This is a genomic window from Pseudomonas sp. ML96 (assembly GCF_000761545.1).
Taxonomy (GTDB): Bacteria; Pseudomonadota; Gammaproteobacteria; order Pseudomonadales; family Pseudomonadaceae; genus Aquipseudomonas.
In genome coordinates this window covers 13,326-35,997 of the sequence record NZ_JPMY01000036.1, presented here as the reverse complement: position 1 = coordinate 35,997, position 22,672 = coordinate 13,326, and the positions used below count along the sequence as shown (strand labels likewise).

The window sequence follows — 22,672 nt, the reverse complement described above, 5'->3', positions numbered from 1 at the left end:
GATTTCATGCATCCCCGCGTTCTCGAAGTCACCGAGCGCCTGATCGAGCGTAGCCGCGCTACCCGTCAGCGCTACCTGGCGATGATCGCCGCGGCCGCCGACCAAGGGCCGCAGCGCGGCAAGCTGCAGTGCGCCAACTTCGCCCATGGCGTGGCCGGCTGCAGCGGGGCGGACAAGCAGACCCTGCGCCTGCCGGATGCGGCCAATGTGGCCATCGTCACCGCCTACAACGACATGCTCTCGGCGCACCAGCCCTACGAGGATTACCCGCAGCGGATCAAGGCCGCGCTGCACGAGGTCGGCTCGGTCGGCCAGGTGGCCGGCGGGGTGCCGGCCATGTGCGATGGCGTGACCCAGGGCGAGCCGGGCATGGAGATCGGCATCGCCAGCCGCGAGACCATCGCCATGGGCACCGCCGTGGCGCTGTCGCACAACATGTTCGACGCCGCGCTGTGCCTGGGCGTGTGCGACAAGATCGTCCCCGGCCTGCTGATCGGCGCGTTGCGCTTCGGCCACCTGCCGATGCTGTTCGTGCCGGCCGGGCCGATGCCCTCGGGGCTGTCCAACAAGGAGAAGGCCGAGGTGCGCGAGCGCTATGCCGAGGGCAAGGCCAGCCGCGACGAGCTGCTCGCCTCGGAAATGGCCGCCTACCACAGCCCCGGCACCTGCACCTTTTACGGCACCGCCAACACCAACCAGATGCTCATGGAGATCATGGGCCTGCACTTGCCCGGTGCCTCCTTCGTCAACCCCAACACGCCGCTGCGCGACGCGCTGACCCGCGAGGCGGCGCAGCAGGTGACCCGTCTGACCCGCCAGGGCGGGCAGTTCCTGCCGCTGGCGCAGATCGTCGACGAGCGCTGCCTGATCAACGCCGTGGTGGCGCTGCACGCCACCGGCGGCTCGACCAACCACACCCTGCACCTGCCGGCCATCGCCCAGGCCGCTGGCATCCAGCTGACCTGGCAAGACATGGCCGAACTGTCCGAAGTGGTGCCGACCCTGGCCCACGTCTATCCCAACGGCAAGGCCGACATCAATCACTTCCACGCCGCCGGCGGCACCGCCGTGCTGATCCGCGAGCTGCTCGATGCCGGCCTGCTGCACGAGGACGTCGCCACCGTCGCCGGCCAGGGTCTGCGCCGCTACACCCAGGAGCCGTTCCTTGAGGGCGAGCGCCTGGTCTGGCGTGAGGGGGCGGCCACCAGCCTGGACGAGAACATCCTGCGCCCGGTGGCAAGGCCGTTCTCGCCCGAGGGTGGCCTGCGCCTGCTCGATGGCAACCTCGGACGCGGGGTGATGAAGCTCTCGGCCGTGGCTCCCGAGCGCCATGTGATCGAGGCGCCGGCGCGAGTGTTCCATGACCAGCAGGCGCTGGCCGAGGCCTTTCAGGCCGGTGAGCTGGACCGCGACTTCGTCGCTGTGGTGCGCTTCCAGGGCCCGCGCTGCAACGGCATGCCCGAGCTGCACAAGCTCACCCCGTTCCTCGGCGTGCTGCAGGATCGTGGCTACAAGGTGGCGCTGGTCACCGACGGGCGCATGTCCGGCGCCTCTGGCAAGATTCCGGCGGCCATCCACGTTTGCCCCGAGGCCTTCGATGGCGGCCCGCTGGCGCGGGTGCGCGATGGCGACATGATTCGCGTCGACGGCCGCACCGGCGAGCTGCAGGTGCTGGTCGACGCCGGTGACTTCGCCGTGCGCGAGGCGGTGGCGCCGCCGCCGGCGGAGATCGGTACCGGCCGCGAGCTGTTCGCCTTCATGCGCGCCAGCTTCAGCGCGGCGGAAGAGGGTGCCAGCGCCTTCACCGCCAGCCTGGTGGCATTGCGATGACTCTCGCCTCGCTGCAGATGCCGCTCGGTGTGACCGGCTATCAGTACGAGGCCGCAACGCAGCTGGCCGAGGGCCTGGCGCTGCGGGTGGCCGAGGCTCTGCGGCTGGCAATCGACGAGCGCGGGCGGGCGTTGCTGGTGGTCTCCGGCGGGCGTAGCCCGGTGGCTTTCTTCGAGCGTCTGGCGCGGGAGCAACTGCCATGGAAGCAGGTGCAGGTCGGTCTGGCCGACGAGCGCTGGGTGCCACTCGAGGATGCCAACAGCAACGAGGCGCTGGTGCGCCGTCACCTGCTGCAGGGCGCGGCGGCCGAGGCCAGCATGGTCGGCCTGTGCCACCCGGCGCCGAATCTTGAAGAGGCCGCACGGCTGGCCGATCAGGTGATCGCCGGGCTGCCGCCCATCGACGTGCTGGTGCTGGGCATGGGCGACGATGGCCACACCGCTTCGCTGTTCCCGCACAGCCCTCTGCTGGATGAAGCACTGCGCGCGGACTGCCCGCATGCGGTGCTGCCGATGCAGGCGCCTGCTGCGCCGCATGAGCGCCTGAGCCTGACCCTGCCGCTGCTGGCCGGCGCGCGCCTGAGCCTGCTGGCGATCCAGGGGCCGGCTAAGCTGGAGACCCTGGCCCGCGCGTTGCGGCCGGGGGAGGCCCACGAGCTGCCGATCCGCGCGTTGCTCAAGGCGCCGCTGCAGTTGCACTGGAGCCCCTGAAAATTTTTTCGGTGACCTGTCGAATTGCCGAAACGCCGCACGACTAAGGGACAGAACCCTCTGTCAGGGTTCATCAACCAAGCTTGGGGCGCCACCTGGCGTACCCGCCAAGACAAGGAGAAGGACGATGCGTTTCATGGTGATAGTCAAGGCCACTGCCGATTCGGAAGCCGGTGTCATGCCCAGCGAGGAGCTGCTGGCGGCCATGGGCCAATACAACGAGGAGCTGGTCGCGGCCGGCGTGATGAAGGCCGGCGAAGGCCTGCATCCGAGCAGCCGCGGCGCGCGGGTACGCTTCTCCGGTGCCAACCGCAGCGTGATCGACGGCCCGTTCGCCGAGACCAAGGAGTTGATCGCCGGCTTCTGGCTGTGGGAAGTGGCCTCGCTAGCCGAGTGCATCGAGTGGGTCAAGCGTTGCCCCAACCCGATGCCGGGCGACTCGGAGATCGAGATCCGCCAGATCTTCGAAGCTGAGGACTTTGGCGCTGAGTTCACCCCCGAGCTGCGCGAGCAGGAAGAACGCCTGCGCGCGCAGATCGCCAGCGAACAGTGAGGAATGCGCGATGAACATCCATGCCTACCTGATCTTCGACGGCCAGTGCGCCGAGGCCTTCCGCTTCTACCAGCAGGTGTTCGGCGGTGAGCTGATGGTGCTGCCCTTCGGTGACAACCCGGACTGCGGCGAGCTACCCGCCGAGCACCGCGACCGCACCATGCACGCCGGCCTGAATGTCGGCGGCCAGTTGCTGATGGGTTCGGACACCATGCCCGGCGATCCCTACGACGGGGTCAAGGGTTGCCATATGTCGATCCAGGCCGACGACATGGCGCATGCCGAGCGCCTTTATCGCGAGCTGGCGGCTCAAGGTTCGGTGCAGATGGAGTTGCAGAAGACCTTCTGGGCCGAGGGCTTCGCCATGCTCACCGATCGCTTCGGCGTGCCGTGGATGATCAACTTCTCCGGCGACTGCCAGCCGTCCTGATCAGAGTCCACGATCACGGCTGATCGCTCAGGCGCTGCGCTGCATCTTGCGCCGGTAGTCCTGCGGGATCAGCCCGGTGTGGCGGCGGAATACCTGGCGGAAGAAGGCCGCGTCGCTGTAGCCGACCTGGCCTGCAATCCGCTCCACTGGCTCGCGGGAGCTGCGCAGCTCCTGCTTGGCCATCTCCACCCGCACCCGCTGCAGGTACTGCGGCGCGGTTTCACCCACGGCAGCCTGGAAGCGCCGCTTGAACTGGCGCTCGCTGAGGTGGGCGAGGGCGGCCAGTTCGGCATTGCCCAGCGCCTGCGCGTAGTGCGCCTCGATATGTTCCTGCACCCGGCGGATCGCCGCGTCCTGATGCTGCTTGTGCAGGTCGAAGCGCTTGTACGGCAGCTGCGATGGGCGCTCGCCCTGCAGCACCAGGGCGCGGGCGGTCTGCTCGGCACGCTCGAAGTCGCAGAAGTGCTCGATCAGGCGCAGACACAGGTCCTGGTAGGCATGGAAACCGCCGGAGCAGAACAGCCGCTCGCTGTGGGTCACCAGCTGCTCCGGCTGCAGCAGCACCTGCGGAAAGCGCCGGCGGAACAGCTCGACGAAACCCCAGTGGGTGGTGGCCTCGCGGCCATCCAGTAGGCCGGCCTCGGCCAGAGCGAAGGCGCCGGTGCAGATGCTCGCCAGCACCGCGCCGCGCTGATGCTGCTCGCGCAGGGCAGCGGACAGCGCGCTGTTGTCGGCGGACGAGGGCGCCACATGGGCGGCGGAAAGCAGTACCAGCTGCCAGTCGCCATCGGCCAGCGCGCCCTGCACCACGATCGGCGGGCCGTTGAGGCTGCGCACGGGGGCGCCGTCCAGCGACACCAGCTGCACGTCGAAGGTCGGCTCCGGGTTGCGCCGGCACAGGGCATTCCACAGCTGGCCAGCCTGGCTGAGGATGTCCAGCGGGCCGAACACCGTGCTGGCCAGGGTGTTGTCCAGGCAGAGGATGGCGGTGCGCACCGCCGATGTCCCGTTTGCCCCGTTTGTATGTCCCATTTGCCCCTCACGCATGAATGGCGGCGCTTCTAGCATGGACTTACCAACCATGAGGAGCGCCACCATGACCGCTTTCGATTTCCAGGTGACCTGGGCCGACCTGGATTCCAACGCCCACCTGAAGAACTCCCGCTACCTGGACTACGCCGCCCAGGCGCGCTTCCTGTTTCTGGCCGAGGCGGGCTTCACTCCGCAGGCCTTCGCCGAGGCCCGCATGGGCCCGGTGGTGTTCGAGGATCGCGTCGAGTATCGCAAGGAGCTACGCCTGCTGCAGCACTTCAGCGTGGGCATGAAGGTCGCTGCGCTGAGCGAGGATGGCGCCAAGTTCACCATGGTCAACGAGGTGCTCAACCCCAAGGGCGAGTTGTGCGCGCGGGTGGTCACCAGCGCCGCCTGGTTCAGCCTGGAGACGCGCAAGGTCACTGCGCCGCCGCCTGGGCTCAAGGCCGCCATGGAAGCCGCTGTGCGCACCGAGGATTTCCGCTGGCTGTAAGCATTCGTGGTCGGCAATGGCGGGGCGCCGAGTTATCCTGAGCGCCCCTCAGCCGTTTCTGGCCCCCGCAATGCTGGTGATCTCCAACTCCGTCCACCTGCCTGATGATGAGGTCGAGCTGACCGCCATCCGCGCCCAGGGCGCCGGCGGACAGAACGTCAACAAGGTCTCCAGCGCCGTGCACCTGCGTTTCGACAGCCAGGCCTCGTCGCTGCCGCCGTTCTACAAGGAACGCCTGCTGGAGCTGCGTGACAGCCGCATCACCGAGGGCGGCGTGGTAATCATCAAGGCCCAGCAGTACCGCACCCAGGAGCAGAACCGCACTGATGCTCTGGAACGCCTGGCCGAGCTGATCCGCAGCGCCGGCAAGACCGAGAAGGCACGGCGCCCGACCAAGCCCACCCTGGGCTCGAAGAAGCGCCGCCTGGAAGGCAAGAGCAAGCGCGGCGCGATCAAGGCCGGGCGCGGCAAGGTGGACTTCTAGACCACCCTTCGTCGGCGGCGTGGATAGCCAATTGCTACTGCTCGATTTGCCTGTGTATAAGCGAAGGCATGGCGCATCTGGCCATGTCTGGCGGTATGGCGGGCGGATCGGTGCCGATCAACCAGGAGAGCTGCGGTGAGTGACACGAACAATGCGGTAAGCGACAGCGCGGTCTACAAGACCCTGCTGGAGTCGACCAAGGCGATTCCCTGGAAGATCGACTGGAAGACCATGACCTTCGCCTATATCGGCCCGCAGATCGAGCCGCTGCTGGGCTGGACCCAGCAGAGCTGGATCAGCGCCAACGACTGGGCCGAGCGCATCCACGAGGAAGACCGCGAGCGCGTGGTCAACTTCTGCATTGCCCAGTCGCAGAGCGGCATCGACCATGAGGCCGATTACCGCGCGCTGACCAAGGACGGCGACTACGTGTGGATTCGCGACGTGGTACACGTGATGCGCGACGCCAATGGCGAGACCGAGGCGCTGGTCGGCTTCATGTTCGACATCAGCGAGCGCAAGAAGACCGAGGAGCAGCTGCTGGCCCTGCAGAAGCAGCTGGAGGAGTACTCCTACAAGGACGGCCTGACCGGCATCAACAACCGGCGCATGTTCGACTCGATCCTCGACATCGAATGGGGCAACGCCCAGCGCACGCGCCGGCCGCTGTCGCTGATCCTGCTGGATATCGACTTCTTCAAGCAGTTCAACGACCACTATGGCCACATCAAGGGCGACGATTGCCTCAAACGCATCGGCCAGGCCCTGCAGGGCGCGGCGGCGCGCCCGCGTGACTGCGTGGCGCGCTACGGTGGCGAAGAATTCGTGCTGGTGCTGCCGGAGACCGACGGCGAGTCGGCGAAGAAGATCGCCGAGCGCTGCCGCAAGCTGGTGCGCAAGCAGCAGATCGCCCATGAGCAGTCCAACGTGGCGCAGCTGGTGACCGTCAGCCTGGGTGTCGGCACCATCATTCCCGAGGCCGGCGACTCGCCGCTGGCCTTTATCGAGGCGGTCGACCGCTTGCTCTACCAGGCCAAGCAGCAAGGGCGCGACCGCCTGCTGCACGGCCATTGCGGTGGCGACCAGCAGGACGCCTACCAGGCCTAGGCGCGCACCCAGCGCTGACGCGTCCAGCCGCTCAGTGCGTCCACGGCGAACACCAGCACCAGCATGGCCAGGATCACCGTGCTGGCCTGTGCCTCCTGGAACAGGCTGAGGCTGACGTAGAGCATCTGCCCCAGGCCGCCGGCGCCGACGAAGCCGAGCACGCTGGCCATGCGGATGTTGTTTTCCCAGCGGTACAGCGAGTAGGCCAAGAGCTGCGGCCACAGATTGGGCAGGGTGCCGTAGCAGAAGGCCGCGACCTGGCCGCCGCCTTGCAGGCGGATCGCCTCGGCCGGCGCGGTGGGGGTGTTTTCCAACGCCTCGGCGAACAGTCGCCCCAGCACGCCAGCGGTGTGCAGCGCCAGGGCCAGGGTGCCGGCATTGGGGCCGAGGCCGGCGGCCAGCACCATCAGCGCTGCCCACACCAGTTCCGGAATTGCCCGCAGGCCATTGAGCAACAGGCGCACCAGACCTTGGGCCAGGCCGCCGAAGCGCCTAGCTGCCGGCAGCGCCAGGAGCAGGCCGAGCACAGCGGCGAGCAGAGTGCCGAGGGCCGACATGGCCAGGGTCTCCAGGGCGCCACGGCCGATGGCCAGCAGATGCCCGCCGCTCAGGTCCGGCTGCAGGAAGCGCGAGGCGTAATCGGCCATGTGCCCCAGGTTGTCCGCTTGCCCCAGTGCGGCCAGGTCCAGGCCCAGGTAGCTGAAGGACGCGACGACGGCGGCGAGGATCGCCAATAGCAGGGCGAGGTTGACCAGCCTGTTCATGCCAGCCTCCCACGCAGTACGCGGCTCAGTGCGTCGGCCAGCAACACCAGGAGGAGGAAGGTCAGCAGCATGCTGGCCACCTCGCCGCCGGCGAACATGCGCAGCGACAGGTCGATCTGCTGGCCCAGGCCACCGGCACCGACGAAGCCCATCACCACCGAGGCGCGGATCGCGCATTCCCAGCGGTACACGGTGTAGGAGGTCAGCTCGGCGGCGGCATTCGGCAGCAGGCCGTAGACGAAGGCGGCCAGGCGGCCGCTGCCGCTTTGCAGCAGGGCGTGCATGGGGCGCTGGTCGACCGACTCGAGGATTTCCGCATAGACCTTGCCGAGCATGCCGGCGTAGGTGATGGCGATGGCCAGCACCCCGGCGGTGGGGCCGAGGCCGACGGCGCGGACGAACAGCAGGGCCCACACGATCTCCGGCACGCTGCGCAGGAAGATCAGCAGGCCGCGTACCGGCCAGCGCAGGGCCTGGCCCAGCGCACTCGGGCGGCCGCCGCGCGAGGCCGCTGACAGTGACAGACCACGACTGGCGGCCAGTCCTGCCGGTATCGCCACCAGCAGCGCCAGGGCCATGCCGGCGGTGGCGATGGCCAGGGTCTGCAGGGTGGCCTGCAGTAGTAGATCGAGGAAGTCGGCGTTATGCGCTGGTGGCCAGAAAGCGGCGACGAAGCGGCCCATCTCGCTCTGGCTGTCGGCCTGCAGCAGCACGCCGGGGTTCAGCTCGGCGAGCTGGATACCCGGCCACAACAGGGCCACGGCTAGCACCGTCAGTAGCAGGCGGGGCAGGGCGGCGGGGTCGCGGCTGTCGGTTCTCAGCATCGTGGGATCTGCAGGGTCAGCGTCACCGCCGGCGCCTGCGGCGAGACCAACTGCTCGTTGGCATAGAGAGCGTCGAGCAAGTCCTGGGTGACTTCGCCGGCCGGACGATCGAAAGCGATCAGGCCGTCGCGCACCCCGACGATGCGCGGGAAGTGCGCCAGGGCCAGGTCCACCGCATGCAGGCTGGCGACCAGGGTCACGCTATGGGCCTCGGCATGCCGGCAGAGTACGCTCAGGGTGTGGTCGGCCAGTACCGGGTCCATGGCCGACACCGGCTCGTCGGCCAGCAGCAGCTCGGGAGCCTGGTATAGCGCGCGGGCGATGCCGACACGCTGCAGCTGGCCACCAGAGAGCTGCTGGCACTGGGCGAACAGCTTGTCGGTCAGGTCCAGGCGGGCGAGCACTTCCCTGGCGCCGGGAACATCGACGGGGTGCAGCAGGTTGAGCAGGCTCTTGCCCAGCCCCCACTGGCCGAGCTTGCCGGCCAGCACGGCGGTGACCACCCGCTGCCGCGGTGGCAATGGTGGTGCCTGGTGGATCAGGCCGATGCGCGTACGCAGGCGCTGGCGCGCGCCGGCGGAGAGTTGCCAGGGCTGCGCGCCAAGCAGCTCGACCGTGCCGGCAGAGGGACGCAGGGCGGCGGCGAGCAGGTTGAGCAGGCTGGACTTGCCGGCGCCGGACGGGCCGATGATGGCGACCCGTTCGCCGCTGGCGATGACCAGGTCCACGCCGCGCACGGCGTGGACTCCGTTGCCGTGCTGCAGGGCCGCGCCGGTGAGGCGCAGGCTCATTTCAGCAGGTCGGCGGCGCGGGCGGCGTCCTCGATGCCCTTGTAGTTCTCCGGCTTGGTCTCGATAAAGCGGCTGGCGGCCTGCAGGTCGAGAATCGCCTTGTGCTGCGGGTTGGCCGGATCGAGGGCGAGGAAGGCCTTTTTGATCTTCTCGGCCAGGACCGGGTCGAGGGTGCCACGCACGGTCCAGTTGTAGTCGTAGTAGGCCGGGGTGGTGGCGAAGACCTTGACCTTGTTGGTGTCGACCTTGCCGGCGGCGACCAGCTTGTCCCACACGCTGGCATTGAGCACGCCGCCGTCGACCTTGCCGGCCTGCACCCAGGCAGCAGTGGCGTCATGCGCGCCGGAGTAGCCGATGCGGCTGAAGTAGCTTTCCGGCTTGATGCCGTCCTTGAGCATGAAGTAGCGCGGCATCAGGCTGCCGGAGGTGGAGGAGATGGAGCCGAAGGCGAAGGTCTTGCCCTTGAGGTCGGCCAGCGACTTCACGTCCGGGTTGGCGGTGATGAACTTGCTGGTGAACTGGGCATCCTGCTCGCGCTGTACCAGCGGGATGGCGTTGCCGGTCTTCAGGCGCACCTGGACGAAGGTGAAGCCGCCCAGCCAGGCCATGTCCAGGCGGTCGGTGGCCAGGGCCTCGACCACTGCCGGGTAGTCGGCCACCGGGACGAACTCGACCTTCATGCCGAGTTGCTGCTCCAGATACTCGCCCAGCGGCTTGAACTTGCGCAGCAGCTCGGTGGGGGCCTCGTCGGGGATGGCGCTGACCTTGAGCACGTCGGCGGCGTGGCTGGTCAGGGCGGACAGGGACAGGGTCAGGCCGGCGGTCAGGGCCAGGATGCGCTTGAGCATAAGGATTCTCCGGTTCAATAGCGGAAAAGGCTTGGGGACGGCTGCGCGACAGAATGGCTGCGTTGCGCGGTGCTCGCAATCCTCATGGGCTACAGCCCACTCCGGTTGCTCCGCTCCGGGCGCCTAGCCCTTCAGCCGCTCGCGCGCCCCATGAGTAAAGTTGAAAGCGCGCGATTATATGAGCGACCGGGGCAAAGAACAGCTTTGCTAGAATCCGCGGCCTGTTTTCCGATTTGCCGAGAGCGTTGCCGATGAGCGAGCCGATCCGTTTGACCCAGTACAGCCACGGCGCCGGTTGCGGCTGCAAGATTTCCCCCAAGGTGCTGGAGGTGATCCTGGCTGGCAGCGGCGCGCAGAATCTCGACCCCAAGCTGTGGGTCGGCAACGCCTCCAAGGACGATGCGGCGGTCTATGCCCTGGACGAGGAGCGTGGCGTGGTCTCCACCACCGACTTCTTCATGCCCATCGTCGACGATCCCTTCGACTTCGGCCGCATCGCCGCGACCAACGCGATCAGCGATATCTACGCCATGGGCGGTGATCCGTTGATGGCCATCGCCATCCTCGGCTGGCCGGTTAATCTGCTGCCGGCCGAGGTGGCCCGCGAGGTGATCCGTGGCGGCCGTGCGGTGTGTGACGCCGCTGGCATCCCGCTGGCCGGCGGCCACTCGATCGATGCGCCGGAGCCGATCTTCGGCCTGGCCGTGACCGGCGTGGTCGAGAAGAAGCACATGAAGCGCAACGACACTGCCACGGCCGGCTGCAAGCTGTACCTGACCAAGCCGCTGGGCATCGGCATCCTCACCACCGCCGAGAAGAAGGCCAAGCTGCGCGAGCAGGACGTGGGCCTGGCGCGCGACTGGATGTGCACCCTGAACAAGCCCGGCGCGCGCTTTGGCAAGCTGGCCGGTGTGCAGGCGATGACCGACGTCACCGGATTCGGCCTGCTCGGTCATCTGGTGGAGATGGCCGATGGCGCCGGCCTGACCGCCCAGCTGGTGTACGCCAGCGTGCCGCGCCTGCCGGGTGTCGAGCACTACCTGGCCGAGGGCTGCGTGCCCGGTGGCACCCTGCGCAACTTCGACAGCTACGGCGAGAAGATTGCGCCGATCTCCGAGGAGCAGCAGCACCTGCTGTGCGACCCGCAGACCAGTGGCGGCCTGCTGGTGGCCGTGGCGCCGGAGGGCGAGGCCGAGTTCCTCGCCGTGGCGGCCGAGCTGGGCTTGCAGCTGTCTGCCATCGGCCAACTGGTCGAGCGACAGAGCCACGCGGTAGAGGTGCTGTGATGCGCGACAACACCGCCGACTACCGCGAAATCTTCCTGGGCGACTTGCCGATGATGGATATGCGCGCCCCGGTGGAATTCACCAAGGGCGCCTTCCCGCACACGGTCAGCCTGCCGCTGATGACCGACATCGAACGGCAGAAGGTCGGCACCTGCTACAAGCAGCACGGCCAGCAGGCTGCCATCGAACTGGGCCACCAGCTGGTCTCCGGCAAGATCAAGGCGGCGCGCATCGAGGCCTGGGCGGCCTTCGCCAAGGCTCACCCCGAGGGTTACCTGTACTGCTTCCGCGGCGGCCTGCGCTCGCAGATCGTCCAGCAGTGGCTGAAGGAAGCCGGGGTCGAGTATCCGCGGGTGATCGGCGGCTACAAGGCCATGCGTACCTTCCTGATCGAGACGCTGGACAGCGCCGTTGCCGAGTGCGATTTCGTGGTGGTGGGCGGCATGACCGGCACCGGCAAGACCGAGGTGGTGGCGCAGCTCCGCAATAGCGTCGATCTCGAAGGCCATGCCAATCATCGCGGCTCCAGCTTCGGCAAGCGCGCTACCGGCCAGCCGTCGCAGATCGACTTCGAGAACCGCCTGGCCGTCGACCTGCTCAAGCGTCGCGCGGCTGGTCAGCAGCAGTTCGTGCTGGAGGACGAGAGCCGTCTGATCGGCACCTGCTCGCTGCCACTGGCGCTGCACCAGGGCATGCAGCAGCACCCCATGGTGTGGCTGGAGGATAGCGTCGAGGGTCGCGTCGAGCGCATCCTCAAGGACTACGTAATCGACCTGGCCGCCGAGTTCGTTCGCGAGCATGGCGAGGAGAGCGGCTTCGCCCTGTTCGCCCAGCGCATGTTGCAGAGCATGGACAATATCCAGAAACGCCTGGGTGGCGAGCGCTACCAGCGCCTGCGTGCCATCCTGCAGCAGGCGCTGGACGAGCAGCAGCGCGACGGCTTGGTGGACACGCACCGTGGCTGGATCGAGGGGCTGCTCCGCGAGTACTACGACCCGATGTACGTCTACCAGCGCGAGAGCAAGTCCGCGCGCATTGAATTCGCCGGCGAGCACGATGCCGTGCTGGCCTATCTGCAAGACCGCAAATCACGGAGCCAAGCATGAGCCTGAAAAACCACCCGGACGTGCTGGACTGCACCGTCTACCGCCCGGACGAGAATGACCCGGATGCCGAGGAGCTGGAGCTGGGCGATGCTCGCATCGTCATCGAGGGGGCCTTCGAGGCGCCGGGCGAGTGGGACGCCGCCGAGCGCGAGGACTACTTCGACGACAGCGATCCGGCGCTGTTCGTCACCGCCCTTATCGAGTGCGAGGCCAAGGCCGACAGCGGCCAGCATTTCGTCGCCGAGCCGGGCGACTACGTGGCCGTGGTGCGTGGCCTGCAGGTGGAGATGTATTACGTCTATGACCGCGCCGATACCAGCTATGTATTGATCCGCGACGACCAGCTCGACTGATCCTGGTTGCCCATGAAAACGCCGCCCTCGGGCGGCGTTTTCATTTGCGCTGGATTACTTGCGCCCTTCGGCGCTGGCCGCCAGCACATCGGTGCGCGCGGCCATGATGAAGTCGTTGCGGTGCAGGCCCTTCATCTCGTGGCTCCACCAGGTCACGGTGACCTTGCCCCACTGGGTCAGCAGGTCGGGGTGGTGGCCGACTTCCTCGGCGATGGCGCCCACCGCGTTGGTGAAGGCCAGGGCGTGGCGGAAGTTCTTGAACAGGTAGACCCGTTCCAGCTCCATGTGGCCATCGCGGGTCTCGATGTTCCAGTCAGGAATCTCGCGGATCAGGCTGGCCAGCTCCTCGTCCGAGACGTGTGGCGCATCGGCGCGGCAGGCTTCGCATTGGGCTTGGGCGAGGGACATGAGGTGCTCCTGAAGTCGGGAATGTTCGTAGGGTGGACAACGCCCAGCGGGGTTGTCCACCAAGAGAATTTGGCGCGCGGTGCTTGCTACGCCGCCTTGGGCGGAAACTTCGGCGCGTGCAGGCCGAGCGCCGTGGCCTGCTGCACCAGGCCCATGATGTCCTGATGGGCCAGATCGAACAGGCGCTTGAGGTCCGGCAGCACGAAGTACAGCGGTTGCAGTATGTCGATGCGATACGGCGTGCGCATCGCTTCAAGCGGGTCGAACACCTGGTGCTCGGGCTCGTTGGACAAGCTGTAGACCGTCTCCTTGGGCGAGGAGAGGATGCCGCCGCCATAGATGCGCCGGCCCTGGGGCGTGTCGACCAGGCCGAACTCGATGGTCATCCAGTACAGCCGCGCCAGGTACACGCGCTGCTCCTTGCTCGCAGCCAGGCCGAGCTTGCCGTAGGTGTGGGTGAACTCGGCGAACCAGGGGTTGGTCAGCAGCGGGCAGTGGCCGAATATCTCGTGGAAGATGTCCGGCTCCTGCAGGTAGTCCAGCTCTTCCGGGGTGCGGATGAAGGTGGCCACCGGGAAGCGTTTGCTGGCGAGCAGCTCGAAGAAGGTCTGGAAGGGGATCAGTGCCGGTACCCGGGCGACTTGCCAGCCGGTGCTGGCGCCGAGTACCCGGTTGATCTCGCCGAGCTGCGGGATGCGCTCGAAGGGCAGGGCGAGGCGTTCGAGGCCGTCGAGGTACTCCTGGCAGGCGCGGCCTTCGAGCACCTTCATCTGCCGGGTGATCAGGGTGTGCCACACCTGATGCTCGGTGTCCGAATAGTGGATAAAGCCATCTTCGTCCGGTTGCCGGGCCACGTACTGCGTGGTTTTCATCGCCTCGCCTCCTCGTGGGAGTGTTGTTGTATGGATCAAGCAATACCGCGAGTCGACGGGCGAGGCAGCAGGCGAAGGTGGGTAATGGTGCGGTTATGGGGCTGCAGGTTGTAAAGAATTGATTACGAGTTGGCGCATGCGGCCAGGGTCAGTCTTGTCGTAATTCGAAAATGTCACATATTCTTGACGGAAATTAGCGGCCGCCTTGCGAAAAAAACGGCCGCGACCCGCGCCAATAACAACATCAGGGTCGATTACCGTGCGAATCAAGGTCCACTGCCAGAACCGCGTCGGCATCCTGCGCGACATCCTCAACCTGCTGGTCGATTACGGCATCAACGTCGCCCGCGGCGAAGTCGGCGGCGAGCAGGGCAACGCCATCTACCTGTACTGCCCGAACCTGATCAACCTGCAGTTCCAGGCCCTGCGCCCGAAGCTGGAGGCCATCGCCGGGGTGTTCGGCGTCAAGCGCGTCGGCCTGATGCCCAGCGAGCGCCGGCACCTGGAGCTCAATGCGCTGCTCGGCGCCCTGGATTTCCCGGTGCTGTCCATCGACATGGGCGGCAGCATCGTCGCCGCCAACCGCAGTGCCGCGCAGCTGCTCGGTGTGCGCGTCGACGAGGTGCCGGGGATGGCCCTGTCGCGCTACATCGACGACTTCGACCTGCCCGAACTGGTGCGTGCCAACAAGGCGCGGATCAACGGTCTGCGGGTGAAAGTGAAGGGCGACGTGTTCCTCGCCGATATCGCCCCGCTGCAATCCGAGTTCGACGAGAACGAGGCGCTGGCCGGCGCCGTGCTCACCTTGCACCGCGCCGACCGCGTCGGCGAACGCATCTACAACGTGCGCAAGCACGAACTGCGTGGCTTCGATTCGATCTTCCAGAGCTCCAAGGTGATGGCCGCCGTGGTGCGCGAGGCGCGGCGCATGGCGCCGCTGGATGCACCGCTGCTGATCGAGGGCGAAACCGGCACCGGCAAGGAGCTGCTGGCCCGCGCCTGCCACCTGGCCAGCCCGCGCGGCCAGGCGCCGTTCATGGCGCTGAACTGCGCCGGGTTGCCGGAATCCATGGCCGAGACCGAGCTGTTCGGTTACGGCCCAGGCGCTTTCGAAGGCGCGCGCCCGGAAGGCAAACTCGGCCTGCTGGAGCTGACGGCCGGCGGCACCTTGTTCCTCGATGGTGTCGGTGAGATGAGCCCACGCCTGCAGGCCAAGCTGCTGCGTTTCCTGCAGGACGGCTGCTTCCGCCGGGTCGGCAGCGACGAGGAGGTGTACCTGGATGTGCGGGTGATCTGCGCCACCCAGGTCGACCTGTCCGAACTGTGCGCCCGCGGCGAGTTTCGTCAGGATCTCTATCACCGCTTGAACGTGCTCAGCCTGCATATTCCGCCGCTGCGCGAATGCCTGGATGGTCTGGCGCCGCTGGTCGAGCATTTCCTCGATTCGGCCAGCCGGCAGATCGGCTGCGCGCTGCCCAAGCTGGCGCCGCAAGCTTTCGAGCGCATGGCGCACTACCACTGGCCGGGCAACGTGCGTCAGCTGGAGAACGTGCTGTTCCAGGCCGTGTCGCTGTGCGACGGCGGCGTGGTGAAGGCTGAGCATATCCGCCTGCCGGATTACGGCGCGCCGCAGCCGCTCGGCGAGTTCTCCACCGAGGGCGACCTGGACACCATCCTCGGCCGCTTCGAGAAGGCGGTATTGGAGCGTCTGTACGCCGAACATCCGAGCAGCCGCCTGCTCGGCAAGCGCCTCGGTGTTTCGCACACCACCATCGCCAACAAGCTGCGTCAGCATGGCTTGGGTAAGGAGTCCTAGGCGCCGGCTTATGCGACTTTGGTGCAATGTCGGCAGCAGCGGAGCGGGACCATAATGAGTCATGTCCGAATCCTGCGAGTCGGACTGCGTTTCTGACATTCCTCCCCGGAATGAGCTTACTGGCGACCTCTCTCGGTCGCCTTTTTTTTGCCTGCGCATCAGCCCTGGGATTCGATCAGGTTGCGCGCGATATCCGGGGCCGGGCAGCGTCTGAGACCATGGTCTTAGAGCGGTAAGACCATGGTCGAATGGCCCCACTGGGAGTCGGGGGATACAAAAGGGCACATACAAAAACAACGCCCTCGAGGTAATCCATGACTGCTGCTTCTCTCTACCCGGTGCGCCCCGAGGCTGCCGCCCACACCCTGACCGACGAGGCCACCTACAAGGCCATGTACCAGCAGTCGGTGATCAACCCGGACGGCTTCTGGCGCGAACAGGCCAAGCGCATCGACTGGATCAAGCCCTTCACCAAGGTCAAGCAGACCTCCTTCGACGATCACCATGTCGACATCAAGTGGTTTGCCGACGGCACCCTCAACGTCTCGGCCAACTGCCTGGACCGTCACCTGGCCGAGCGCGGCGACCAGCTCGCGATCATCTGGGAAGGTGACAACCCGTCCGAGCACAAGGAAATCACCTACCGCCAGCTGCACGAGCAGGTCTGTAAGTTCGCCAACGCCCTGCGTGGCCAGGACGTGCACCGCGGCGACGTGGTGACCATCTACATGCCGATGATCCCGGAAGCCGTGGTCGCCATGCTGGCCTGTGCGCGCATCGGCGCCATCCACTCCGTGGTGTTCGGCGGCTTCTCGCCGGAGGCCCTGGCTGGCCGCATCATCGACTGCCAGTCCAAGGTGGTGATCACCGCCGACGAAGGCCTGCGCGGCGGCAAGAAGGTGCCGCTGAAGGCCAACGTCGACGACGCCCTGACCAACCCCGAGACCCGCAGCATCCAGAAGGTCATCGTGGTCAAGCGCACCGGTTCCGACATCAAGTGGAACCAGCATCGCGACATCTGGTTCGAGGACCTGATGAAAGTGGCCGGCAGCGTCTGCGCGCCGAAGGAAATGGGCGCCGAAGAGGCGCTGTTCATCCTCTACACCTCCGGCTCCACCGGCAAGCCGAAGGGCGTGCTGCACACCACCGGCGGCTACCTGGTGTACGCCGCGCTGACCCACGAGCGGGTGTTCGACTACAAGCCGGGCGAAGTCTACTGGTGCACCGCCGACGTGGGCTGGGTCACCGGCCACAGCTATATCGTCTACGGCCCGCTGGCCAACGGCGCCACCACCCTGCTGTTCGAGGGTGTGCCGAACTACCCGGACGTGACCCGTGTCGCCAAGATCATCGACAAGCACAAGGTCAACATCCTCTACACCGCGCCGACCGCCATTCGCGCCATGATGGCCGAGGGCAAGGCCGCCGTGGAGGGCGCCGATGGCTCCAGCCTGCGCCTGCTTGGCTCGGTGGGCGAGCCGATCAACCCGGAAGCCTGGCACTGGTACCACGAGAACGTCGGCCGCGAGCGCTGCCCGATCGTCGACACCTGGTGGCAGACCGAGACCGGTGGCGTGCTGATCAGCCCGCTGCCGGGCGCTACCGCGCTCAAGCCGGGCTCGGCCACTCGCCCGTTCTTCGGCGTGCAGCCGGCGCTGGTCGATAACCTGGGCAACCTGATCGAGGGGCCTGCAGAAGGCAACCTGGTGATCATCGACTCCTGGCCGGGCCAGGCGCGTACCCTGTACGGCGACCACGACCGCTTCGTCGACACCTACTTCAAGACCTTCCGTGGCATGTACTTCACCGGCGACGGTGCGCGCCGCGACGAGGATGGCTACTGGTGGATCACCGGCCGCGTGGATGACGTGCTCAACGTCTCCGGCCACCGCATGGGTACCGCCGAGATCGAGAGTGCCATGGTCGCCCACCCGAAAGTCGCCGAGGCCGCCGTGGTCGGCGTGCCGCACGACATCAAGGGGCAGGGCATCTATGTTTACGTAACCCTGAATGCAGGCGAGGAAACCTCCGAGCAGCTGCGTCAGGAACTGAAGAACTGGGTGCGCAAGGAGATCGGCCCGATCGCCTCGCCAGACGTCATCCAGTGGGCTCCGGGACTACCGAAGACCCGCTCGGGCAAGATCATGCGCCGTATCCTGCGCAAGATCGCCACCGCCGAATACGATTCCCTCGGCGATATCTCCACGCTGGCCGACCCTGGCGTGGTGCAACACCTCATCGACACTCATCGCACCATGCAGGTCGCCTGACCGGGCTGACTTAGCGGCAAGTGCAGGACCCCGGCCACAAGCCGGGGTCTTTTTTTGTCTGTAGGGCAAGCTCGATATTTCCCGGATGCGGTAACGCCGTAGGTAACGTTCGGCGCCAAAGCGGGGCGCGCTGACACAAGCCGGTGCGCAGTTTGCTGGGGCAGGGAAGGGGGAATGTGCTGCAGGCCCGATAAAACCTGCGTTATCCAGCTATGGCGCGGTTATTGCTGGATTAACAGGTTATCTTTTCTGTCTTGCTGGTCATCTTTTGGATGGCCTGTCAATATGCGCGCCGCGCCCCTCCAGCCCTTCTGTAATTTGTTGTCGCTTTGAAGAAATATCGACCTACCCCTGGTCGATAGAATGCCGCCCACTTGGCCTGCCCTCGTGCCAAGCCCTTCGGTGGCGGCAAAGACGGCGACACTTTCTACAATTCACCCAGGCCATGGCGAACTCATTCTGCCAATCGCTGTACCCAATTCGTAGGAGCACAAGATGAAGAAGATCGTACTTCTCGGCGCCCTGGCGCTTTCCGCTTTCAGTGCGCTGGTCCAGGCAGATGACAAACCGCTGCGCATCGGTATCGAGGCAGCCTACCCACCCTTCGCCTTCAAGCAGCCGGACGGCAGCATCAGCGGCTTCGACTACGACATCGGCAACGCCCTGTGCGAAGAGATGAAGGTCAAGTGCCAGTGGATCGAGCAGGAGTTCGACGGCCTGATCCCGGCGCTGAAAGTGCGCAAGTTCGACGCCATCCTGTCGTCCATGTCGATCACCGACGAGCGCAAGCGCTCGGTCGACTTCACCGGCAAGTACTACGCCACCCCGGCGCGCCTGGCGATGAAAGCCGGCAGCGAGTACACCGACGTGGCTGGCCTGAAAGGCAAGAAGATCGGCGTGCAGCGCTCCTCGATCTACGATCGCTACGCCACCGACGTCTTCGCTCCGGCTGGCGCCGAGATCGTGCGCTACGGCTCGCAGAACGAAGTCTTCCTGGACCTGGCCTCCGGCCGCCTGGACGCCACCCTGGCTGACGTGGTCAACATCGACGACGGCTTCCTCAAGACCGACTCCGGCAAGGGCTTCGCTCTGGTCGGTCCGGACTTCACCGACGTGAAGTACTTCGGTGAAGGCCAAGGCATCGCCGTGCGCAAGGGTGACAAGGCCCTGGCTGAGAAGATCAGCGCTGCCATCCTGGCCATCCGCGCCAACGGCAAGTACCAGGCCGTGCAGGACAAGTACTTCAAGTTCAACGTCTACGGCGAGTAATGCCGCTGCGCCCATCCTTCCCGGGTCGGGGAGGGTGGGCACGGGCCGGGTGAGCGCAGCGCTCTGCCGGACTCACCCCAAGCCCCTCGCTCCTTGCAAGAGCGCTCCTCCTGCTTTCAGAGGATAGATTTCATGTTCAACGGCTACGGCTCGACCATTCTCGACGGCGCCTGGCTCACCGTGCAGTTGTCGCTGCTGTCGATGGCGGTCGCCATCACGCTCGGCCTGCTCGGTGCATCCTTCCGCCTGTCGCCCGTGAAATGGCTGGCCCTGATGGGCGAGACCTACGCCACCGTGATCCGCGGTATTCCCGACCTGGTGCTGATCCTGCTGATCTTCTACGGCGGTCAGGACCTGGTGAACCGCATCGCCCCGCTGGTGGGCTATGAGGATTACATCGACATCAACCCGTTCATCGCCGGCGTCAGCACCCTGGGCTTCATCTACGGTGCCTACCTGTCCGAGACCTTCCGTGGCGCCTTCATGGCCATCCCCAAGGGTCAGGGCGAGGCGGGCATGGCCTACGGCATGAGCCCGCTGCGGGTGTTCTTCCGCATCCTGGTGCCGCAGATGATCCGTCTGGCGATTCCGGGCTTCACCAACAACTGGCTGGTGCTGATCAAGGCCACCGCGCTGATCTCCCTGGTCGGCCTGCAGGACATGATGGCCCGCGCCAAGAGCGCCGGTGACGCGACCCGCGAGCCGTTCACCTACATCCTGCTGGCAGCCGCCATCTACCTGGCGATGACCAGTGTGTCCCTGCTGGTGCTGCGCTACCTCGAACGCCGCTATTCGGTCGGCGTGAAGACGGCCGAAATCTGAGGGAGTTGCCATGCTTTTCGACTACAACGTGGTACTCGACAGCTTGCCGCTGTACTTCGGCGGTGTGCTGGTCACCCTCAAGCTGCTGGCCATCGCCCTGGCCTTCGGCCTGGTGCTGGCGGTGCCGCTGGCGCTGATGCGCGTCTCCAAGCAGCCGGCGATCAACTTCCCGGCCTGGCTCTACACCTACGTGATCCGTGGCACGCCGATGCTGGTGCAGCTGTACCTGCTGTACTACGGCCTGGCCCAGTTCGAGGCGGTGCGTGACAGCTTCATGTGGCCGTACCTGTCCAACGCCACCTTCTGCGCCTGCCTGGCGTTCGCCATCAACACCAGCGCCTACAGCGCCGAAATCCTCGCCGGCAGCCTCAAGGCCACGCCCTACGGCGAGATCGAGGCGGCCAAGGCCATGGGTATGTCGCGCTTCAAGCTGTACCGCCGCATCCTCCTGCCGTCCGCGCTGCGCCGTGCGCTGCCGCAGTACAGCAACGAGGTGATCATGATGCTGCACACCACCAGCCTGGCTTCGGTGGTGACCCTGATCGACATCACCGGCGCTGCCAAGACCGTCAGCTCGCAGTACTACCTGCCGTTCGAGGCCTACATCACCGCCGGTGTCTTCTATCTCTGCCTGACCTTCATTCTGGTGCGCCTGTTCAAACTGGCCGAGCGCCGTTGGCTGGTCTACCTGGCCCCGCGCAAGGCCTGAGCCGCGCGTTCCCCGTATTCGATATCGAGAGCCGAGACCATGTACAAACTCGAAATCCAGGATCTGCACAAACGCTACGGCGACCACGAAGTGCTCAAGGGTGTATCGCTGGCTGCCAAGGCGGGCGACGTGATCAGCATCATCGGCTCGTCCGGCTCGGGCAAGAGCACCTTCCTGCGCTGCATCAACATGCTCGAGCAGCCCTACGGCGGCAAGATTCTGCTCAACGGCGAAGAGCTCAAGCTGGTGAAGAACAAGGACGGCGCGCTCAAGGCCGCCGACGCCAAACAGCTGCAGCGCATGCGCTCGCGCCTGTCCATGGTGTTCCAGCACTTCAACCTGTGGTCGCACATGAGCGCCCTGGAGAACGTCATCGAGGCGCCGGTGCATGTGCTCGGCGTGCCGAAGAAGGAAGCCATCGAGAAGGCCGAGCACTACCTGGCCAAGGTCGGCGTGGCCCATCGCAAGGGCGCCTATCCCGCGCACATGTCCGGTGGTGAGCAGCAGCGCGTGGCCATCGCCCGCGCGCTGGCCATGGAGCCGGAAGTCATGCTGTTCGACGAACCGACCTCGGCGCTCGACCCCGAGCTGGTTGGCGAGGTGCTGCGCGTGATGCAGGACCTGGCCCAGGAAGGCCGCACCATGGTGGTGGTGACCCACGAGATGGGCTTCGCCCGCGAGGTATCGAACCAGCTGATCTTCCTGCACAAGGGCCTGGTGGAAGAAACCGGTTGCCCGAAAGAGGTACTGGCCAATCCGCAGTCCGAGCGTCTGAAGCAGTTCCTTTCCGGCAGCCTGAAGTAAGCACTAGACTGCCAGCCATGACGTCCACTGCCCACTGCATCGGTTTCCTCATCTGGCCGCAAACCAGGCCCACCACCCTGGCCCTGGCCGAGGAGGCCCTGCGCGTGGCGCAGCGCATCCATCCGGACGTGTCCTACGAACTGCGCTTCCTGCAGGCCGAGGCGCCGCAGCCTGGCGCCTGGCAATTGCCGGGCGAGCCCTGGTCGGGGCGCCTGGACGGTTGCCAGAAGCTGTTCCTGCTGGCCGACGAGCCGCCGACCCAGGTCGCGCCGGCGCTGGCGCAGGCGCTCAAGCAGCTGGCTCGTGGCGGCGTGCTGCTCGGCGGCCTGTCCGCCGGGGTCTACCCGCTGGCTCAGCTCGGCCTGCTCGACGGCTACCGCGCCGCCGTGCACTGGCGCTGGCAGGATGATTTCACCGAGCGTTTCCCCAAGGTCATCGCCACCAGCCATCTGTTCGACTGGGATCGCGATCGCCTCAGCGCCTGCGGCGGCCTGGCCGTGCTCGACCTGCTGCTGGCCGTGCTGGCTCGCGACCACGGCGCCGAGCTGGCCGGGGCGGTGAGCGAGGAGCTGGTGGTCGAGCGCATCCGCGAGGGCGGCGAGCGCCAGCGTATTCCGCTGCAGAACCGCATCGGCTCCAGCCATCCGAAACTGACCCAGGCGGTGCTGCTGATGGAGGCCAACATCGAGGAGCCGCTGACCACTGACGAGATCGCCCAGCATGTGTGCGTGTCGCGACGTCAGCTGGAGCGCATCTTCAAGCAGTACCTCAACCGTGTGCCGAGCCAGTACTACCTGGAGCTACGCCTGAACAAGGCGCGTCAGCTGCTGATGCAGACCAGCAAGTCGATCATTCAGATCGGGTTGTCCTGTGGTTTCTCCTCGGGGCCGCATTTCTCCAGTGCCTATCGCAACTTCTTTGGCGCCACCCCGCGTGAAGACCGCAACCAGCGGCGTAGTGCCAGTCCGTTTGAGATTGCTCCGGCTTCTGTTGAGCGCGGCTAGCTGATCTGTCTCTAAAATTTCGTGCCGCAGCTGTTTTCAGTGCGGGTTTCGGCATTGGTTCCGCCCTGCTGGGCGGGTCACTTTTTC

Annotated in this window: 24 protein-coding genes; 17 read left to right on the top strand and 7 right to left on the bottom strand. The window is 66.1% G+C overall.

The annotated features are described in order from the left end of the window. Window positions 1–6: 6 nt before the first annotated feature. The 4 genes from edd (at window position 7) to IP89_RS16755 (ending at window position 3,523) form a co-directional block, all read left to right on the top strand. Window positions 7–1,830 (top strand): phosphogluconate dehydratase, encoded by a 1,824-nt coding sequence (gene edd, locus IP89_RS16770; protein ID WP_043310761.1) that lies wholly within the window; start codon window positions 7–9, stop codon window positions 1,828–1,830. After that, the gene (pgl, locus tag IP89_RS16765; protein ID WP_043310760.1) at window positions 1,827–2,540 is read left to right on the top strand and encodes a 6-phosphogluconolactonase; all 714 of its coding nucleotides are present in this window, start codon (window positions 1,827–1,829) and stop codon (window positions 2,538–2,540) included. Before edd ends, pgl begins: the two co-directional genes overlap by 4 nt. A gap of 127 nt (window positions 2,541–2,667) precedes the next feature. Beyond that, window positions 2,668–3,093: a YciI family protein gene (locus IP89_RS16760; protein WP_043310759.1), complete on the top strand. Its 426-nt coding sequence runs from the start codon at window positions 2,668–2,670 to the stop codon at window positions 3,091–3,093. A 10-nt stretch (window positions 3,094–3,103) separates the two neighbouring features. Further along, complete coding sequence (locus tag IP89_RS16755; RefSeq protein ID WP_043310758.1) at window positions 3,104–3,523, top strand: VOC family protein; 420 nt, start codon at window positions 3,104–3,106, stop codon at window positions 3,521–3,523. Between the two features lie 27 nt (window positions 3,524–3,550). Here IP89_RS16755 and IP89_RS16750 read toward each other — a convergent pair whose 3' ends face one another. Then, window positions 3,551–4,519: a GlxA family transcriptional regulator gene (locus IP89_RS16750; RefSeq protein WP_043310757.1), complete on the bottom strand. Its 969-nt coding sequence runs from the start codon at window positions 4,517–4,519 to the stop codon at window positions 3,551–3,553. A 100-nt stretch (window positions 4,520–4,619) separates the two neighbouring features. Between IP89_RS16750 and IP89_RS16745 the strand changes: the two genes are divergently transcribed. The 3 genes from IP89_RS16745 to IP89_RS16735 all read left to right on the top strand — a co-directional run bounded on the left by IP89_RS16745 (window position 4,620) and on the right by IP89_RS16735 (window position 6,639). Continuing rightward, complete coding sequence (locus tag IP89_RS16745) at window positions 4,620–5,048, top strand: thioesterase family protein (protein WP_052081121.1); 429 nt, start codon at window positions 4,620–4,622, stop codon at window positions 5,046–5,048. 70 nt (window positions 5,049–5,118) lie between these two features. Beyond that, window positions 5,119–5,532, top strand: coding sequence for an alternative ribosome rescue aminoacyl-tRNA hydrolase ArfB (gene arfB / locus IP89_RS16740; RefSeq protein ID WP_043310755.1), 414 nt, complete (start codon window positions 5,119–5,121; stop codon window positions 5,530–5,532). 135 nt (window positions 5,533–5,667) lie between these two features. After that, complete coding sequence (locus IP89_RS16735; RefSeq protein ID WP_052081120.1) at window positions 5,668–6,639, top strand: diguanylate cyclase; 972 nt, start codon at window positions 5,668–5,670, stop codon at window positions 6,637–6,639. Here IP89_RS16735 and phnE read toward each other — a convergent pair. From phnE to IP89_RS16715, 4 genes are read right to left on the bottom strand one after another with little or no spacing between them, the layout of a single operon-like run. After that, the gene (gene phnE, locus IP89_RS16730) at window positions 6,636–7,403 is read right to left on the bottom strand and encodes a phosphonate ABC transporter, permease protein PhnE (RefSeq protein ID WP_043310754.1); all 768 of its coding nucleotides are present in this window, start codon (window positions 7,401–7,403) and stop codon (window positions 6,636–6,638) included. The genes IP89_RS16735 and phnE overlap by 4 nt on opposite strands. After that, a complete protein-coding gene (locus IP89_RS16725; protein WP_043310753.1) occupies window positions 7,400–8,227 on the bottom strand; it encodes an ABC transporter permease in 828 nt (275 codons plus the stop codon). Before IP89_RS16725 ends, phnE begins: the two co-directional genes overlap by 4 nt. After that, window positions 8,221–9,018 carry a phosphonate ABC transporter ATP-binding protein gene (locus IP89_RS16720; RefSeq protein WP_043310752.1) on the bottom strand — a complete coding sequence of 266 codons (798 nt, stop codon included), beginning with the start codon at window positions 9,016–9,018 and terminating at the stop codon, window positions 8,221–8,223. The genes IP89_RS16725 and IP89_RS16720 overlap by 7 nt, the downstream gene beginning before the upstream one ends. Next, on the bottom strand, window positions 9,015–9,866 hold the full coding sequence (locus IP89_RS16715; RefSeq protein WP_043310751.1) for a putative selenate ABC transporter substrate-binding protein: 852 nt from the start codon (window positions 9,864–9,866) through the stop codon (window positions 9,015–9,017). The genes IP89_RS16720 and IP89_RS16715 overlap by 4 nt, the downstream gene beginning before the upstream one ends. A gap of 251 nt (window positions 9,867–10,117) precedes the next feature. Between IP89_RS16715 and selD the strand changes: the two genes are divergently transcribed. From selD to IP89_RS16700, 3 genes are read left to right on the top strand one after another with little or no spacing between them, the layout of a single operon-like run. Next, the gene (gene selD / locus IP89_RS16710; RefSeq protein ID WP_043310750.1) at window positions 10,118–11,152 is read left to right on the top strand and encodes a selenide, water dikinase SelD; all 1,035 of its coding nucleotides are present in this window, start codon (window positions 10,118–10,120) and stop codon (window positions 11,150–11,152) included. After that, entirely contained in the window at window positions 11,152–12,258 is a 1,107-nt protein-coding gene (gene mnmH / locus IP89_RS16705; protein ID WP_043310748.1) for a tRNA 2-selenouridine(34) synthase MnmH, read from the top strand. Before selD ends, mnmH begins: the two co-directional genes overlap by 1 nt. After that, a complete protein-coding gene (locus tag IP89_RS16700) occupies window positions 12,255–12,611 on the top strand; it encodes a hypothetical protein (protein WP_043310747.1) in 357 nt (118 codons plus the stop codon). The genes mnmH and IP89_RS16700 overlap by 4 nt, the downstream gene beginning before the upstream one ends. 54 nt (window positions 12,612–12,665) lie before the next feature. On the opposite strand, the gene IP89_RS16695 is transcribed toward IP89_RS16700, so the two are convergent. Beyond that, window positions 12,666–13,019, bottom strand: a complete 354-nt coding sequence (locus IP89_RS16695; RefSeq protein ID WP_043310746.1) for a 4a-hydroxytetrahydrobiopterin dehydratase — start codon at window positions 13,017–13,019, stop codon at window positions 12,666–12,668. 86 nt (window positions 13,020–13,105) lie between these two features. Continuing rightward, entirely contained in the window at window positions 13,106–13,891 is a 786-nt protein-coding gene (gene phhA / locus IP89_RS16690; RefSeq protein WP_043310745.1) for a phenylalanine 4-monooxygenase, read from the bottom strand. 259 nt (window positions 13,892–14,150) lie between these two features. Between phhA and IP89_RS16685 the strand changes: the two genes are divergently transcribed. From IP89_RS16685 to IP89_RS16655, 7 genes are all read left to right on the top strand, one after another. After that, a complete protein-coding gene (locus IP89_RS16685) occupies window positions 14,151–15,707 on the top strand; it encodes a sigma-54-dependent phenylalanine hydroxylase transcriptional regulator PhhR (protein ID WP_043310744.1) in 1,557 nt (518 codons plus the stop codon). A 314-nt stretch (window positions 15,708–16,021) separates the two neighbouring features. Next, a complete protein-coding gene (gene acs, locus IP89_RS16680) occupies window positions 16,022–17,977 on the top strand; it encodes an acetate--CoA ligase (protein ID WP_043310743.1) in 1,956 nt (651 codons plus the stop codon). 495 nt (window positions 17,978–18,472) lie between these two features. Then, the gene (locus tag IP89_RS16675) at window positions 18,473–19,246 is read left to right on the top strand and encodes an ABC transporter substrate-binding protein (RefSeq protein WP_043310742.1); all 774 of its coding nucleotides are present in this window, start codon (window positions 18,473–18,475) and stop codon (window positions 19,244–19,246) included. A 132-nt stretch (window positions 19,247–19,378) separates the two neighbouring features. Next, the gene (locus IP89_RS16670) at window positions 19,379–20,068 is read left to right on the top strand and encodes an ABC transporter permease (RefSeq protein ID WP_043310741.1); all 690 of its coding nucleotides are present in this window, start codon (window positions 19,379–19,381) and stop codon (window positions 20,066–20,068) included. Between the two features lie 10 nt (window positions 20,069–20,078). Then, a complete protein-coding gene (locus IP89_RS16665) occupies window positions 20,079–20,777 on the top strand; it encodes an ABC transporter permease (protein ID WP_043310740.1) in 699 nt (232 codons plus the stop codon). Window positions 20,778–20,816: 39 nt separating this feature from the next. Further along, window positions 20,817–21,581, top strand: coding sequence for an ABC transporter ATP-binding protein (locus IP89_RS16660; RefSeq protein ID WP_043310739.1), 765 nt, complete (start codon window positions 20,817–20,819; stop codon window positions 21,579–21,581). A 17-nt stretch (window positions 21,582–21,598) separates the two neighbouring features. Next, complete coding sequence (locus IP89_RS16655) at window positions 21,599–22,585, top strand: GlxA family transcriptional regulator (protein ID WP_043310738.1); 987 nt, start codon at window positions 21,599–21,601, stop codon at window positions 22,583–22,585. Window positions 22,586–22,672: the final 87 nt, after the last annotated feature.